The 15,651-nt window shown below is 67.2% G+C and carries 11 protein-coding genes; 2 read left to right on the top strand and 9 right to left on the bottom strand.

Features of this window, described 5'->3' with window-relative positions:
• Nucleotide 1 precedes the first annotated feature (1 nt).
• The 5 genes from ACSQ22_RS11535 to ACSQ22_RS11515 form a co-directional block, all read right to left on the bottom strand.
• Nucleotides 2-1,327, bottom strand: coding sequence for an FAD-dependent oxidoreductase (locus ACSQ22_RS11535; RefSeq protein WP_436130363.1), 1,326 nt, complete (start codon nt 1,325-1,327; stop codon nt 2-4).
• Nucleotides 1,324-2,481, bottom strand: coding sequence for an acyl-CoA dehydrogenase family protein (locus tag ACSQ22_RS11530; protein ID WP_436130362.1), 1,158 nt, complete (start codon nt 2,479-2,481; stop codon nt 1,324-1,326). The genes ACSQ22_RS11535 and ACSQ22_RS11530 overlap by 4 nt, the downstream gene beginning before the upstream one ends.
• Before the next feature lie 43 nt (nt 2,482-2,524).
• Nucleotides 2,525-3,094 (bottom strand): OsmC family protein, encoded by a 570-nt coding sequence (locus ACSQ22_RS11525; protein WP_008905298.1) that lies wholly within the window; start codon nt 3,092-3,094, stop codon nt 2,525-2,527.
• An 83-nt stretch (nt 3,095-3,177) separates the two neighbouring features.
• Nucleotides 3,178-4,089, bottom strand: coding sequence for a sulfurtransferase (locus ACSQ22_RS11520; protein WP_056745584.1), 912 nt, complete (start codon nt 4,087-4,089; stop codon nt 3,178-3,180).
• A gap of 233 nt (nt 4,090-4,322) precedes the next feature.
• Nucleotides 4,323-5,951, bottom strand: coding sequence for a sigma-54 interaction domain-containing protein (locus ACSQ22_RS11515; RefSeq protein ID WP_436130361.1), 1,629 nt, complete (start codon nt 5,949-5,951; stop codon nt 4,323-4,325).
• Between the two features lie 108 nt (nt 5,952-6,059).
• Here ACSQ22_RS11515 and purT point away from each other — a divergent pair, with 108 nt between their 5' ends.
• Complete coding sequence (gene purT / locus ACSQ22_RS11510) at nt 6,060-7,262, top strand: formate-dependent phosphoribosylglycinamide formyltransferase (RefSeq protein WP_436078308.1); 1,203 nt, start codon at nt 6,060-6,062, stop codon at nt 7,260-7,262.
• 64 nt (nt 7,263-7,326) lie between these two features.
• A complete protein-coding gene (locus ACSQ22_RS11505; RefSeq protein WP_436130360.1) occupies nt 7,327-9,738 on the top strand; it encodes a putative bifunctional diguanylate cyclase/phosphodiesterase in 2,412 nt (803 codons plus the stop codon).
• On the opposite strand, the gene ACSQ22_RS11500 is transcribed toward ACSQ22_RS11505, so the two are convergent.
• The 4 genes from ACSQ22_RS11500 to ACSQ22_RS11485 form a co-directional block, all read right to left on the bottom strand.
• A complete protein-coding gene (locus tag ACSQ22_RS11500) occupies nt 9,713-10,648 on the bottom strand; it encodes an ATP-binding cassette domain-containing protein (protein WP_218298944.1) in 936 nt (311 codons plus the stop codon). The two genes, ACSQ22_RS11505 and ACSQ22_RS11500, sit on opposite strands and share 26 nt — an antisense overlap.
• A 117-nt stretch (nt 10,649-10,765) precedes the next feature.
• Nucleotides 10,766-11,902: a GGDEF domain-containing protein gene (locus ACSQ22_RS11495; protein WP_436130359.1), complete on the bottom strand. Its 1,137-nt coding sequence runs from the start codon at nt 11,900-11,902 to the stop codon at nt 10,766-10,768.
• Between the two features lie 24 nt (nt 11,903-11,926).
• Nucleotides 11,927-13,408: an AMP nucleosidase gene (locus ACSQ22_RS11490; protein WP_055396354.1), complete on the bottom strand. Its 1,482-nt coding sequence runs from the start codon at nt 13,406-13,408 to the stop codon at nt 11,927-11,929.
• A 68-nt stretch (nt 13,409-13,476) separates the two neighbouring features.
• Complete coding sequence (locus ACSQ22_RS11485) at nt 13,477-15,549, bottom strand: putative bifunctional diguanylate cyclase/phosphodiesterase (protein ID WP_228897479.1); 2,073 nt, start codon at nt 15,547-15,549, stop codon at nt 13,477-13,479.
• Nucleotides 15,550-15,651 lie beyond the last annotated feature (102 nt).

Raw genomic sequence — 15,651 nt, 5'->3', positions numbered from 1 at the left:
CTCAATGCAGGGTCAGCGGCCGGGTGGTGGTCTTGACCCGCACCACGGCCGCCCGGTGCTCATAGGGGGCCACCGGTTGACCCAGGATGGCGGCCGCCAGCGTGCGCGCCTGCCGGGCAATCGGTTCGATGTAGCGGCTGCACTGCCCGTCGATGCTGATGCAATCGCCCAGTGCATGGATGCGGGATACGCTGGTTTGCAGCGTGCCTGCGTCCACCGCAATGCCATGGGTCCAGTCAAGCCCTGCACTCTGCGCCAGGCGGTGGGGGGGCAGCAGGCCTGCAGCCACCACCACTTCGTCCGCCGCAAAACGCCGCCCGCTGGTGGTGGAGACGCGGTAGCGCGAGCCCACGCGTTCCACCTGCTCCACCTGCAGACCGCCTTCAAAGCGGATGGACAGGTCTTTCCAGGCGTCCAGCAGCTGCGGGCCCGCCTGCTGGTCGTGCCAGCGCGCCAGCGGCTCGGTGGCCGTGTCCAGCAGCGTGATGTGGTGGCCGCCCAGGGCCAGGTCGTTGGCCAGCTCACTGCCGACCAGGCCCGCGCCGATGATGAGCACGTCCTTGGGCTGGTCGCCCAGGTGCTGGCGCAGGCGCTGGTAGGCGTCCAGGTGGTTGATGCGCCAGCACAGCCTGGCGGGCAAGCACGGAGGCAAGGCGGCCTGCGCACCGTGGGCCAGCACCAGGTGGCCGTAGCGCAGCACGCCCCGCGTGGTGCGCAATTGGCGGGTGTCGGCGCAGATGCGCACGGCATGGGTGTGGGCCAGCAGGGTGACGCCCAGGCGGTGCGCCGCATCGCGACCGGTTTCGGACACCAGGGCCAGCGGGTCCAGCTGGCGCGCCATGGCCACCGACAGCAAAGGCTTGTCGTACCGGTCGCCCGCGCAGGCCGTCACCAGGGTGATGGGCAGCGTGGCGCTGTGTTGGCGCAGGGTTTCAGCCAGTTGCCAGCCTGCACGGCCCGCGCCGACGATGAGCACGCCCGGCTCGCCACGCACGCGCAGGGAGGCGGCTGGCGCTGCGCTGGCCTGCGCCCGCAGCGCCTCCAGCGTGGGGGCTTCGTACGGCGAAAAATCGGCCTTGGTCACTCCACACAGCGGGCAGGCCCAGTCGTCGGGTATGTCCGCCAGCCGCGTGCCGGGCGGCAGGCCGCCATCGGGGTCGCCGTCGGCCTCGTGGTAGACGTAGCCGCAGGCGTTGCAGATGTAGCTTTGCCAGGGCGCCTGGGTGGCCGCGTCGGCAAACGCATCGCACAGCGCCTGCGATGCCGCGCTCAACACGAACTCGGAGGTAACCGACGGCGTGGTGGCGGTGGGGAGGGCGGGCGTCATGCAGGCATCTCCTCGGTGCTGAGCCGGGCGATCTCCTTGCGCAGGTGCTTGATGGCGGGCGTGACGATGGCCACAAAGTGCGACTCGCGCACGCGCCGCTGCACGTCCGAGCTCATCAGGTAGCCGCGCGCACCCTGGTGCATCAGGGCCGACTGGGCGGCGCGCAGGCACAGCTCCGCGCCATGGGCACGGGCGTCCAGCACGTCGATGAAGAAATCGGTGCTTGTGTCGAACGGAGTCTGGGCCAGTTGCATGACGCGTGCAGTCAGTGCATCCAGCTCGGCCTGCAGGGCATCGGGCCGGTCTTCCAGGAACTGGTTGACGTGGCCCAGTTGGGCCTCCACCGCCCACATCGAGTCGATGGCGCCCTGGGTGATGCCCACGGCCATGCCACATTGCAGCATCACGAACGCAGCGCGGATGCGGGCGATGAAAGGCCGGGTAGGGTCGGCCATGGTGTCGGCCGTGCCGATGAAATGGTCCTTGAGCCGCAGTGCATAGGTGCCCGTGCCCTCCATGGCGGAGAAGCTGGGGCATTCGCGCATCTCCACGCCCGGTGCGTCGCAGCGCAGCAGGAACATCACCTCGCGCTGGTTGGCCGCACCGTCGGCCTCCACCACCGCCGCAATCGCGCCGCAGTAGTGGTCGGGCCCCAGGTTGCTCACCCAGGGCAGGGTGCCGTTGATGAGGTAGCCCCCCTCCACTGGCGTGGCCTTGAGCAGCAGGCTTTCGATCTGCGCATAGCTCTTCATGGGGTTGGACAACGCCGTGCCGCCCATGCCTGCGCCGCTGGCGTGGCGCTGCAGCACATCGCCCATCAGCGCGGGGTTGCCCGACTGCTGCAGGTACAGCCCACACACCGCCTGGCACCACATCATGAAGCCCGTGGCGCCGCACACGCGCGAGGCCTCGGCCATGGCGCGGATGGCCAGGCCGTAGTCGGCCGGGCCGGCCGTGCTGTCCAGGTGCGCGCTCATCGCGCCCACGGCGGCCAGCTGCTGCAGCTCGGCGCAGGGGTAGTAGCCGGTGCGGTCAATCGCCTCCACCTGCGCGGCCAGCGGGCCCTGCGCAATCTGGCGCACGGCGGCCAGCAGCGCATCGCCCCGCAGGGCGCCGTCCAGGTGGAGTTGGGGAGGGAGGTCGGCGGGGTTCATGGGGCTCCTTGGGTGCGCAGGGCGGGCTCGGTTGCGGGGCTATTTAGTCCGCGAGGCTGATCTCGAAGGGGATGGGGTTGCGCATGCTGTTAGCCACGGGCGAGTAGAAGTTGGCGTGCTGCACGATCTCGTCCAGCACCTCGCGCGGCGCGTCGCCCTCCACCAGCACCTTCACGCGGATCGCCTGAAAGCCCATCTCGGGCGGCGTCTTCTGCAGTGCGCCACCCGCACCCCAGGCGGCGGGGTTACCGATGTCGCCTTCCATGAAGACCTCGATCTTGCTGAGCTTGACCTGCTTCCAGGTGGCCACGGCCGTGATGCCCACAGCCAGGCAGCCGCCCAGGCCCGACAGCACGATCTCGCCGGGAGCGGGTGCCGTGTCCTGCCCGAACAGGTGCAGGGGCTCGTCCACCACCACCGGCGCATGGTTGCCCACATAGCTCAGCGAGCGGTACTGGCCCTCCATCACCGTGTGGACCTTGTTGGTGCCCCGGCTCGCAGGGTTGTTGCGGCCCTTGTCGGCAAAGGCCATCAGGCCGTCGCGGTCGATGGGGCGCAGGTGTGTGTGCACGGTGGTGACGGGGGCAGAGGGTTCCAGCAGATCGGTGGACATGGTGTTCCTTGGAGAATTGTGGGAGTGGAAAAATGAAAGGGATGCCTTGCAGCGGGCTGCGCCTGCTGCAAAAACGGATGTGATCAGGCCGCCAGCGCCAGCGCAGGCTTTTTGGGGAACTTGACCAGCGGCAGCCCGCTTTCGATCGGCAACTTGTCGTCGCGCGACCATTCGTTCCACGAGCCGAAGTACATGCGCACATCGGCAAAGCCCGCCTGCTTGAGCGCCAGGAAGGTGTTGGACGCGCGTGCGCCCTTGAAGCAATACAGGTACACCGTGTCCGCCGGGCTGATGCCCGCCGTGGCGCATTCGGCGCGCACTTCGTCGGGCGACTTGAACACCGGACCCTGGGGCGAGGGCTTCATGAAGCGGTACCACTCCAGCCACTTGGCGCCCGGCAGGCGGCCCTTGCGTGGCGCAAAGTCCTTGCCATAAGGGCTGGAGCTGTCGCCAATCCACTCGTCCACATCGCGCACGTCCAGCAGCACGGTGTCGGTGCCCAGGGCCTCGATCACATCCTCCTTGGTCAGCATCACATCGGTGGTGGCCAGCTGGGTGGGGAAGATGGCGGGCGTGGGCACCACGGCCTCGGTGGAGACGGGCAGCTCTGCCGCCTTCCAGGCCGAGTAGCCGCCGTTCAATACCTTGACCTTGGGGTAGCCCAGCCAGGTCAGCAGGTAGTAGCCCCGGCACGACTGGCCGTAGCCGCTGTTGAGCGCATCTTCATAGAACACGGCCGTCTCGGCGCCCGACAGGCCGATGGCGCCCAGGTGCGCGGCGAAGGTGTCTTTCAGCTCCTGCAGGCCTTGGGGCGTGGAGGTGGCCAGGTACGTGAAGGTTTCGCGCAGGTTCACCGCGCCGGGGATGTGCCCCAGGGCATAGGTGTCGGCGTCGCGGGTGTCGATCAGCACCACAGGTTCTGCGGCTTGCAGGGCCAACAGCTGGGTGGGTGAGATGAGGACGGCGTCGGAGGCGGTGGCGGTCACGGTGCTCATGGAAAACCTTTCGGTGCGGTGGTGGGCGGGATGCCTGCCTTCCTTATCGCAACAGGTGTGCCAGAGCTTGGGAATGCAAAGAAATTTGAATGAAATAGGCTGCTAGCGCTGATTGGTAAAGCGCTGGCAGCTATTGATTTGATAGTATTTTGTGCCGACTATCACCAGAGCGCAGCCTGTCCAACGCGGACGCTGAACACTGTGTCTACAAATTGTTGACACAGTGTTGGGCGTCACTTCAAGCCTGCTTTGCGCAGCCGGTAAGCGAACTGCCGGAGCGTCAACCCCAGGCTCTGCGCCGCGCGCGACTGGTTGCCGTGGTGTTCGACCAGCGCGGCCTGCAGCACCTGAACGCTGTGGGACTGGGCCGAGGCGTAGTCGCGCACCAGCGGTGCTGCGGCGATAGGGGTAGACGGCATCTCGGCCTGAATCTGCTGAACGGGCGCCGGTGCGGGTGGCAAAACCACAGCCGCGGCGGGCAGAAACCGGTCCAGCTCGCCACGCGTTACCAGCGTGTCATTGGTCAGCAGCACCAGGCGTTCGATCACATTGCCCAGCTCGCGGATGTTGCCGGGCCAGGGGTGTTCTTCCAGCCGCGCCAGCGCGTCGGGCGAGAGGTTCACGTTGCGCTGGTGCGCCTGATTGGCGCGGCTCACAAAGTGCAGCGCCAGCGCGCGGATGTCCTCGCGCCGCTCGGCCAGCGAGGGCAGGCGGATGGGGATCACGTTCAGGCGGTAGTACAGATCCTGCCGGAAGTTTCCGGTCTCCACCTCCTGTGCCAGGTCGCGGTTGGTGGCTGCCACCAGGCGCACATTGACTTTGACCTCGCGCTGCCCACCCAGGCGCACCAGCGTGCCCTCCTGCAGCGTGCGCAGCAGCTTGGACTGCAGGGCCAGCGGCAGCTCGCCAATCTCATCCAGAAAGATGGTGCCGCTGTCGGCCTGCTCGAACCAGCCCGCGCGGGCTGTGCTGGCGCCGGTGAACGCGCCTTTTTCATAGCCAAACAGTTCGGATTCGAACAGCGCGTCCGGAATGGCCGAGCAGTTGACCTTGATGAAGGGCCGGTCGCGCCGCCCGCTGGCCAGGTGCACGGCGCGTGCGAACAGCTCCTTGCCCGTGCCCGACTGGCCCAGCAGCAGCACGGTGGCCTGGGTTTGCGACACGCGCTCCAGCTCGCTCAAGGCCTGCAGCAGCGGTGGCGAGCTGCCTATGAGCCCGTAGCGCGCGCTTTTGGTGTTGAGCGCGTTGGCCAGCACGGCATTGCGCGCCTCCAGCTGCCGCGTCTGGTCGGCCACCAGGGCTTCGAGCTGCAGCAGCTGCCCCACCAGCGTGGCCAGCACGCGCAGCACGGCCAGGTCGTCGTTCAGGTGGCGCTGGCGGCTGCGGATGCGGTGGCAGGCCAGCACGCCGATGGGCGCGTTGTTGACCTCGATCGGCAGGGCGATGAAGGCCACTGTCTCGGGCGGCAGCTGGTGGCGCGCCACCACGCGGCCCAGGAACAGCGGCTCGGCATCGATGTCCTGCACGATGGCCGGCTGCCCCGTGGCCAGCACGCGGCCTGTGATGCCCTCGCCCCAGGCGTACCGCCCGCGCTGCACCTCGGCCTGGGTGAGGCCGTAGGCGTGCTGGATGGAGGCGGTGCGCGGCGCGCCGGCTGGGGAGGACGGGGCGTTGTCCACCAGCACGATGCGCCCCCGGTTCAGGCCCAGCAGTTCGCTCATCAGGTGCAGCATCTCGCGCAGCACCAGGCCGGGCGCCAGGCTGCGGCCGATGAGGCGCATCACTTCGCGCATTAGCAGCAGCTCCTGCGCGTGCCAGTCGGTGGGGCTGTGCGAGCGGGCCGTGCTGGAAGGGGAGGGCATGGGCGGTGGGGGCATGTCAGGGCGATTGCAAGTTCTGCGCCCGGGTGCATTAAAGTCGCCTGCGTCCCGCCATTTACCGACTTTTTCACCTTCTCGAAAGCCCCCACCATGACCACCCTCGGAACCCCTCTGTCCCCCCATGCCACCAAAGTCATGCTGCTGGGCTCGGGCGAGCTGGGCAAGGAGGTGCTGATCGCGCTGCAGCGCCTGGGGGTGGAAACCATTGCCGTGGACCGCTACGACAACGCCCCCGGCCAGCAGGTGGCCCACCACGCGCGCACCATCACCATGAGCGACCCGGCCCAGCTCAAGGCGCTGATCGAAGCCGAACGGCCCCACCTGGTGGTGCCCGAGATCGAAGCCATCGCCACCCCCATGCTCGAAGAGCTGGAAGCCGCGGGCACCGTGCGCGTGATCCCTACGGCCCGCGCAGCGCGCCTGACCATGGACCGTGAAGGCATCCGCGTGCTGGCCGCCGAAACGCTGGGCCTGCCCACCAGCCCCTACAAGTTCTGCAATTCGCTGGAAGAACTGCAGGCTGCGATTGACGCAGGTATCGGCTACCCCTGCATCGTCAAGCCCGTGATGAGCAGCTCGGGCAAGGGCCAGAGCAAGATCGACGGCCCAGACGACGTGAAGAAGGCCTGGGACTACGCCATGGCCGGTGGCCGGGTGAGCCACGGCCGCGTGATCGTCGAGGGCTTCATCGACTTTGACTACGAAATCACCCAGCTCACCGTGCGTGCGGTGGGCGCGGACGGCCAAATCACCACCAGTTTCTGCGACCCCATCGGCCATGTGCAGGTGAGTGGCGATTATGTGGAAAGCTGGCAGCCCCACCCCATGCACCCGGCCGCGCTCGAAAAGTCGCGCCAAATCGCCAAGGCCGTGACCGACAACCTGGGCGGCCAGGGATTGTTTGGCGTGGAGCTGTTCGTCAAGGGCCAGGAGGTCTGGTTCAGCGAAGTGAGCCCCCGCCCGCACGACACGGGCCTGGTCACGCTGTGCACCCAGCACCAGAGCGAGTTCGAGCTGCACGCCCGCGCCATCCTGGGCCTGCCCGTGGACACCAGCCTGCGCAATCCCGGCGCCAGCGCCGTCATCTACGGCGGCGTGGAAGCCCAGGGCATCGTGTTCGATGGTGTGGAAGAAGCCCTGCGCGTGCCGGGCACCGATCTGCGCCTGTTCGGCAAGCCCGAGAGTTTTGTGAAGCGCCGTATGGGCGTGGCGCTGGCTCGGGCTCAGAATGTGGACACGGCGCGTGCGAACGCCAAGCTGGCGGCCAGCAAGGTCAGGCCCCGCGTGGCCTGATAGCCTGCGGCCGCAGTTGCGGCGGGCCGGTGCGACGACGGCGCTTCTGTGAAGGAGAACCCCTGTGAGCCTGAGTGCGCGGATCCTGTGGCTGGTGCTGGCAGCCTCTTTGTTGCCTGTGCCGGCCCTGGTGTGGCTGCTGCTGGAGTTCCGGGTGGCCACCACCGGACAGGCGCGCGACCGGCTGGTGGCCCGGGCAGGCATCATTGCCAGCGACCTGGACGACAAGATCGCTGGTACCGGGCAACTCTTGTTTGGCCTTGGGCGCGTACCCCTGCTGGCAGCGGGCGACAAGGGCGCCTGCTCTGATTTCCTGGCAGATGTCCTCAAGGAACATCCCCAGTACACCGGCATCCTCACCATTCAGCCCGATGGTTCCCTGTTCTGTGATTCGCTGCGCAGTGGCCGTACCCTGGACCTGCGGGACCGCAGTTACTTTCAGCGTGCGCTGACAGCCTCCGGGCCGGTGCTGGAAGCGGTCATAGGCCGCCTGACGGGCAAGGGGGTGCTGCAGGTGGCCTACCCGGTGCGCGATGCGGGAGGCGCGTTGCGCTTCATCCTGCTGGCCTCGCTCGACATGCAGGACTACGGGCAGGCCACGGTGCATGCACAGCGCTATGAGCGTATGCATCTGCAGGTATGGAATGCCGACGGTTCGGTGGTCATGGACTTCCGCCGGCCGGAGGTGGCGCCGCTGACCCTGGGGGACGCCGAACGCACTTTCATGTTGCAAGCGGTCGAAGGGCATGTCGTGATGGAGGGGGCCGATGGCGTGCGGCGCGTCTGGGTGCGCGCCCAGTTGCCGCGCGCACAGGGCTCGGATCTGCGTCTGGCCTTGGCCGTGCCCGAGGACGACCTGCGTGGCCCGGTGGAGCGCCAGTTCCGGCGCGCACTGCTGGGGGTGCTGGCACTGGCGGTCATCGTGTTTGTTGCTGCTTTTCTGTTGGTGGAATTTGCGGTGCGGCGCCATGCCATGCGCGCCATACGTGCCATTGGCCGCATGGATGCTGGCAACTACGCCGAACCCATTGGTACACCCTATCCACCGGGAGAGCTGGGGCAGGTGGCCCGGGCACTGGACCGGATGGCGGAGTCCCTGCTGCGCCAGCAGCAGTCCATCGCGCTGCACACGGAGACGCTGGAGCGCCAGGCGCGGCGAGACCCCCTGACCGACTTGGCCAACCGCTACAGCCTCACGGAGCGGCTGGACGCGGCGTTGGACCGGGCGCGGGAGCAGGGCCACTGCGTGGCCGTTCTGGCCATGGACCTGGACCGGTTCAAAGGGGTGAACGACAGCCTGGGCCATGCCCGGGGCGATGCCTTGCTCAAGGAGGTGGCGGCCAGGTTGCAGGGTTGTGTACGCCCTGGCGATGTAGTGGCCCGCCCGGGAGGGGATGAGTTTGTGGTGGTGCTGCCCGACCTGCTGGACCCGGCGGTGGTGGAGCCCATGGCGCGGCGCATTGTGCGGGCGCTGACCCTGCCTGTGGAGACCGGCACGTCCAGCTGGTTGCTGGGCACCAGCCTGGGCATTGCGGTCTTCCCGCAGGATGGGGACTCTGGCGACCTGTTGTTGCGCAATGCAGACGTGGCCATGTACGACGCCAAGGACCTGGGTGGGAATCGACTGGCTTTCTTCAGCCCGCACATGACGGAGGTGTTGACGGAGCGCCTGCGGGTGGAGGCGGGCCTGCGCCATGCCATCGAGCACGACGGGCTGCGCCTGCACTATCAGCCCATCATGGATGCGCGGACGGGGCGCTTGTCGTCGGTGGAGGCGCTGGTGCGGTGGGCGGACCCGGAGCGTGGGCTGGTGTCTCCGCTGCAGTTCATCGGCATTGCGGAAGAAACGGGGCTGATCGTGCCACTGGGCGAATGGGTGCTGAACGAGGCCTGCGCGCAGGCACGGCGGTGGCTGGATGCCGGGTGGGGGGAGATCCCGGTGGCGGTGAACCTCTCGGCCCGTCAGTTCCAGGAGCCTGAGCTGGACCAGGTGGTGGCCCGCGCCTTGCAAAGCACCGGATGCCCACCCCGGTTGCTGCAATTGGAAATCACTGAAAGCTCGATCATGGAGCCCGTGGAGGAGGCCCTGCAGACCATGCAGCGCCTCACCGCGCTGGGTGTGCAGCTGGCCATCGACGACTTCGGCACCGGCTATTCGTCACTCAGCCAGCTCAAGCGGTTTCCGGTGCGCAAGCTCAAAATCGACCGCTCTTTCGTCAACGACCTGGGGAGCAACGACCGGGGCGAAATGCTGGTGGACGCCATCGTGGCCCTGGCGCAAAGGCTGGGCCTGCGCACGGTGGCCGAGGGCGTGGAAACCGACCACCAAGCCCAGTGGCTGGCCCGGCTGGGCTGCGACGAACTGCAGGGTTACCTCTTTTCCCAGCCTTGCGCGCCACAAGACCTTGAAAACTGGTGGCAGGGCCGGGTGGCGGGCCCTCCCGCCGGCCCTATTCCCGGATCTGCCGCCCCGTGAGCTTGAGGAACAAATCTTCCAGATTCGCAGGCCGGTGCAGCGTGCGCAGGTGGCCATGCTGCCCCAGCGCCTGCAGCAGCGGCTGCGCGTTCTGTGTGTAGAAAAACACCGTCTCGCCGCTGATCTCCACGCGCGCGGCCAGGGCACGCAGCGCGGCGTCTTCGGCCATCTGGACGGCCCCCACGCCGAACACCTCCACCACATCCGGCTCCAGGTGCTGGGCGATTAGCTCGCGCGGGCGGCCTTCCGCAATCTTGCGGCCGTGGTCCAGCACCAGCAGGCGCGAGCACAGGCGCTCGGCCTCGTCCATGAAGTGGGTGGTCAGCAGGATCGACTTGCCTTGCTGCAGCAGCAGTTGCAGGCGTTCCCACATCAGGTGGCGGGCTTGCGGGTCCAGGCCGGTGGTGGGCTCGTCCAGCAGCAGCAGGCGCGGGTTGTTGACCAGGGCGCGCGCCAGCGACAGGCGCCGCTTCATGCCGCCCGACAGCTCGCCCGGCTTGGCGTCGGCCTTGTGGGTGAGGGCTGCGAACTCCAGCAACTGGGGTACACGCTCGTCCATCACTGCGCCCTTCAGCCCAAAGTAGCGGCCGAACACGCGCAGGTTTTCGGCGCAGGTGAAGTCCGGGTCGAGCGTGTCAAACTGCGTGACCACACCCAGCTGCGCCTTGATGGCCAGCGCATCGCGGGGCATGTGCAGCGGTGCGGTGCCGGGCTTGGAGGTGAAATGCACTTCGCCGCCATCCGGTGACGCCAGGCCCAGGCACATGCGAATGGTGGTGGTCTTTCCAGCACCGTTGGGGCCGATGACGCCCAGGCATTCGCCGGGAGCAATCGCGAAGGACACGTCGTCCACCACGGTGGTCTCGCCATAACGTTTGCGCAGGTGCAGAGCTTCAAAAAGTGCGGTCATGGAGAGATTGTGTGCGACGTGGGCATACCCGGTGTTGCGCGCAGTCGTTGTGGCAAAAATCAACACTTAGCGCAGGTGGATAGTGCACTGATTGCTATCAAAAGAGGACCAATTGGCTCAGTCCGCTGCGACCAGCCGCCCACGGCCCGCCGTCTTGGCTGCATAGAGGGCGCCGTCGGCACGGGCCATCAGTTCCGCCAGGGCGGCCTCGCCGGGCTGCAGGACGGCCATCCCGGCGCTGTAGTCCAGCGCAAAGCCCAGCTCGGCCACACTGGCTGCATGCAGGCGCCTGCGCAGTCGCCGGTCCAGGGCCAGTCCGGCGGGCTCGCTGTTGTGCAACAGCAGCACACCAAACTCCTCGCCACCCAGGCGGCCCACCAGGTCGCCGCTGCGGCAGGTGTCGCCCAGCAGACGGGCAAACAGTTGCAGGGCGCGGTCACCAGCCTCGTGGCCATGGGTGTCGTTGACCTGCTTGAAGTGGTCCAGGTCCAGCATCATTGCCGTCATGGGCAACTGGTGGCGTGCGGCGTGGGCCAGCAGGCTGCTGCCTTGGGTGGTGAAGCCGCGCCGGTTGAGCACGCCGGTGAGGCCGTCGGTCATCGCCAGCGTGCGCAGCTTGTGTTCAGCCTCCGACCGCCAGGCCACCAGCAGGGCGACCGTGCCCAGCACCAGGCTCACATTGGTGGCCACAGCAGCTGCCAGGTTGACGGGATGGGGCGTGCGAAAGCTGGGGTACTGGTCGGTGAAGGCGCCCAGCATGCCCCGCGCCAACGTGAACGCGGCCGACGTCAGCAGGCAGCCCAACAGCAGGCTGCGCCAGCGCAGGTTGGCCTCGACCACAGGCGCCAGGGTGGCGCGCGCAACGATGCACAGGATGGTGGCCAATACAAAGTTGGCCCAGCCCACGCGCCAGGCGTAGTGACCAAAGCCCAGGGTGTAGCCCAGCGGGGCGGCTATCACCAGCACCAGCAGCAGGCGGCGCAAGGGACGGGGGCCCAGCCATTCTTCGAGCGCCCGGTACAGCATCCACTGTGCGGCCGCGTTGCAGGCAATCGACACGGTGGAAAGGGCCTGGTCCCACAGGGTGGATGAGGCAATGATGGCCGCCCAGGCCACGGCCTGCAGCAGCATGCTGGCCTGCACATGGCGGGCCGCGCGGCTCACGTCCCGGCCCATGATCAGCGGCAGCGCGGCCGAGATCATGAACAGGTTGGCCGCCATGACCGTCATCAGCGTGAGGAAATCCAGTGGCATACGCAGCGGCCCCGGGGCCTGTGTTTACTGAAAAGCGACCTCGGCAAAGCTGCGCAGCTTGCGGCTGTGCAGGCGGTCCACGCCGCCGTTGCGCAGGATCTCGATGGCGCGCATGCCGATGCGCAGGTGCTGGTCCACCCGCTCGCGGTAGAAGTGGTTGGCCATGCCGGGCAGCTTGATTTCGCCGTGCAGGGGCTTGTCGCTCACGCACAGCAGGGTGCCGTAGGGCACGCGAAAGCGAAAGCCATTGGCGGCGATGGTGGCGCTTTCCATGTCCAGCGCCACTGCGCGGCTCTGGCTGAAACGGCGCTGGGGCGTGTTGTCGGGCAGCAGCTCCCAGTTGCGGTTGTCGGTGCTGGCCACGGTGCCGGTGCGCATCACGCGCTTCAGGTCGGCGCCGCTGATCTGCGTGACATCGGCCACGGCCTGCTGCAGCGCGAGCTGGATCTCGGCCAGCGCCGGGATGGGCACCCACAGCGGCAGGTCTTCGTCCAGCACATGGTCCTCACGCACATAGGCGTGGGCCAGCACGTAGTCGCCCAGCTGCTGGCTGTTGCGCAGGCCCGCGCAGTGGCCCAGCATCATCCAGGCGTGGGGGCGCAACACGGCGATGTGGTCGGTGATGGTCTTGGCGTTGGCGGGGCCCACGCCGATGTTGACCATGGTGATGCCGCTGCTGTCTGCGCGCACGAGGTGGTAGCCGGGCATTTGCGGCAAGCGCGGCGGAGCTACGCCCAGTTCGTCGCCGGGCTGGGCACCCAATCCCACGCGGCGGGTTACCACGTTGCCCGGCTCGATGAAGGCGATGTATTCACTGTCGGGCTTGGCCATCTCGGCGTGGCCCAGGCGCACAAATTCGTCGATGTAGAACTGGTAATTTGTGAACAGCACGAAGTTCTGGAACCACTCGGGCGCCGTTCCCGTGTAGTGGCGCAGGCGGTGCAGCGAGTAGTCCACGCGCGGCGCGGTGAACAGCGATAGCGGCTGCGCCTCGCCCGGGCGGGCCTGCCAGGTGCCGTTGGCGATGCCGTCGTCCATGGCAGCCAGGTCGGGCAGGTCGAACACGTCGCGCATCAGCATGCGGCGCTCGGGCGTCAGCGTGCCCTCGATGTGGTCGTGCTCGGCAAACGAAAAATGGATCGGAATGGGGTGGGCGCTGGTGCCCACTTCCAGCTCCACGTTGTGGCTGGCGCGCAGCAGGCGAAACTGCTCGGCGTAGTAGTGAGCGAACAGGTCGGGCCGGGTGAGGGTGGTTTCGTAGCGCCCAGGGCCTTCCACAAAACCATAGGCCAGCTTGGTGTCGGCCCGCGCCACGGTGGTGGTGTGCACCCGTACAAAGGGGTAGAACGCGCGCACGGCGCCTTCGGGCGTTTCGCCCGCCACAAAACGCTGCATGGCGTCGCGCAGGTGGCCAATCTGTTGCTGGTAAATGCGCTGCACCTGGGCCAGTGCGTCGGCCGGGTCGGTGTGGCGGGTGGGGGCGATGAAGTCGGGGATGAGGGGCATGCCCCTATTGTCCACAAGCCGGGAACGTGTCTGTGTGACGGCACCGGGAAGGGATCGGAAACAGGTTCTTAAACCGGCAAATCGCGCATCCAGCGCTGGAGCGCCACGGCATCCAGCGGCACCGACACCACATGCCCCTGGATCAGGTCACACCCCAGGCCCTTGAGCAATTGCACCTGCGCCGGGGTTTCCACCCCTTCGGCCACGGTTTTGAGCTGCAGGCTGCGGGCCATCTGAATGACGGCCGTGACGATGGCCACGTCGTCGGGGTTGCCGGGCGTGTCCACCACAAAAGACCGGTCGATCTTGAGGCTGTCGATGGGGTAGCGCTTGAGGTAGGCCAGCGACGAATACCCCGTGCCAAAGTCGTCGATCGAGATGCCCACGCCCAGCGCTTTGAGGGCATTGAGGGTGTCCAGCACCTGGCCGGTCTGGTGCATGAGCACGGATTCGGTCAGCTCAATCCCCAGGTACTGCGGCGCCAGGCCGGTATCGCGCAGCGCCGCGGCGATTTCGCCAGCGACATCGCGCTGGCGAAATTCGAGGGCCGACAGGTTCACCGCCACGGGCACCAGGGCCAGGCCTTCGTCCTGCCATTCCTTGAGCTGGCGGCAGGCCTCGCGCATCACCCAGCGGCCGATGGGGGTGATGAGGCCGCGCGATTCCGAAAAGGTGATGAACTCGTCCGGCCCCACCAGGCCGCGCTGCGGGTGGCGCCAGCGCACCAGAGCCTCCAGCCCCTGCAGGGAGCCGTCTTCCAGGCTGATTTGGGGCTGGTAGTGCAGCACAAAGGCGTTGTCCACAATGGCCTCGCGCAGAAGGCGCTCGTGCTGCAGCACATCGATGGCGCTGGCTTCCATGCTCGGGGTGTAGAACTGGCGGTTGCCGCGGCCACTTTCCTTGGCGTGGTGCATGGCTGCATCGGCGCAGCGCAGCAGTGCATCGCCGGTGGTGGCGTGTTCGGGGAAGAGGCTGATGCCGATGGAGGGAGACACCGTCAGCGGCACCTGGCCCAGGGTGAACACGCCGTGCATGGACGCCAGCAGCTTGTCGGCCACCCGGGCGGCATCGTCGGGGCCCTGCACATCGGTCAGCACCACCACAAACTCATCGCCGCCCAGCCGCGCCACCACGTCAGCGTCGCGCACGCCCTGGCGCAGGCGTTCGGCCACATTGCACAGCAGCTGGTCGCCTGCATGGTGGCCCAGCGAGTCGTTCACCGTCTTGAAATGGTCCAGGTTCACAAAAAGCACGGCCGCACGGCCGTGGCGCCTGCGGGCCAGCGACAGCACCTGCGACAGCTGCTCCATCAGGAAGTGGCGGTTGGGCAACTGCGTAAGCGTGTCGTGCAGCGCAATGAAGGCCTCGCGTTCCTGGGCCTGCTTGCGGGCCGTGATGTCACGCACCACCACGATGCGGTAGTCCGCATGGTGCAGTGGCATGGTCTTGCCCACCACCTCCACGGGAATGACATGACCGTCCTTGTGGCGGATGGTCACTTCGTAGGGGTCTTCGCGCCCGGTGCGCGTGTAGTCCAGCGCCACGGCCCTCCATTCCGGACTGATGAAGTGGAAGATGGAAAACCCCACCACCTCCTGCAGCGCATAACCCGTCAGGCGGGTGAGTGCCTCATTGCCGTCGGTGATGATGCCGTCGCGGTGGAACACGATGGCCTCGTCCGTTGCCTCGGTGAACTTGCGCATGCGCTCTTCGCTCTGGCGCACCTGGCGCTCCGCGCGCCAGCGCTCGGTGATGTCGGTGATCAGAACGAACGAGCCCAGCTGCTGCGCGCTGGCGTCAAAGTGCGGGATCAGGTTGACCTCGATCATGCGGGCTTCGCCATTGGGCAGGGTCTGCTCACGTGTGTACTTCACATGTTCGCCGCATGCGGACCGTTCCACATGCGGCTGGATGGCCAGCCAGGCCTTGTCGCCGATGGCCTCCTGCACCGTGAGGCCCAGGATGGATTCGGTCGTGTGGCCGTTGTAGGCGGCATAGCCCTGGTTGGCGAACTGGCAGCACAGGCCGGGCAGGTTGTAGTAGGCCATCAGCGCGGGCACGGAGTCTGCAATCAGCCGCAGCAAAGCATCGCTGGAGCCACGGGGGCCAGGGGTGGGGGCTGCGTTGGTGAGGTCTTGCATGGGCAGGCGCTGATGGGTTTTGTTATAGCCGATAGACCTGACAGCAAGGCTTGGGGCAACTCCCCATGCAAGTTTGCTGCGCGGGTGGGTGGGTTGCGGTGG

The sequence above is a fragment of the Acidovorax sp. LjRoot38 genome (assembly GCF_964252975.1).
In the GTDB taxonomy this organism is placed as follows: Bacteria; Pseudomonadota; Gammaproteobacteria; order Burkholderiales; family Burkholderiaceae_C; genus Acidovorax; species Acidovorax facilis.
Note: the sequence above shows the minus strand (reverse complement) of the source record. Positions and strands in the feature narration are given on the sequence as shown.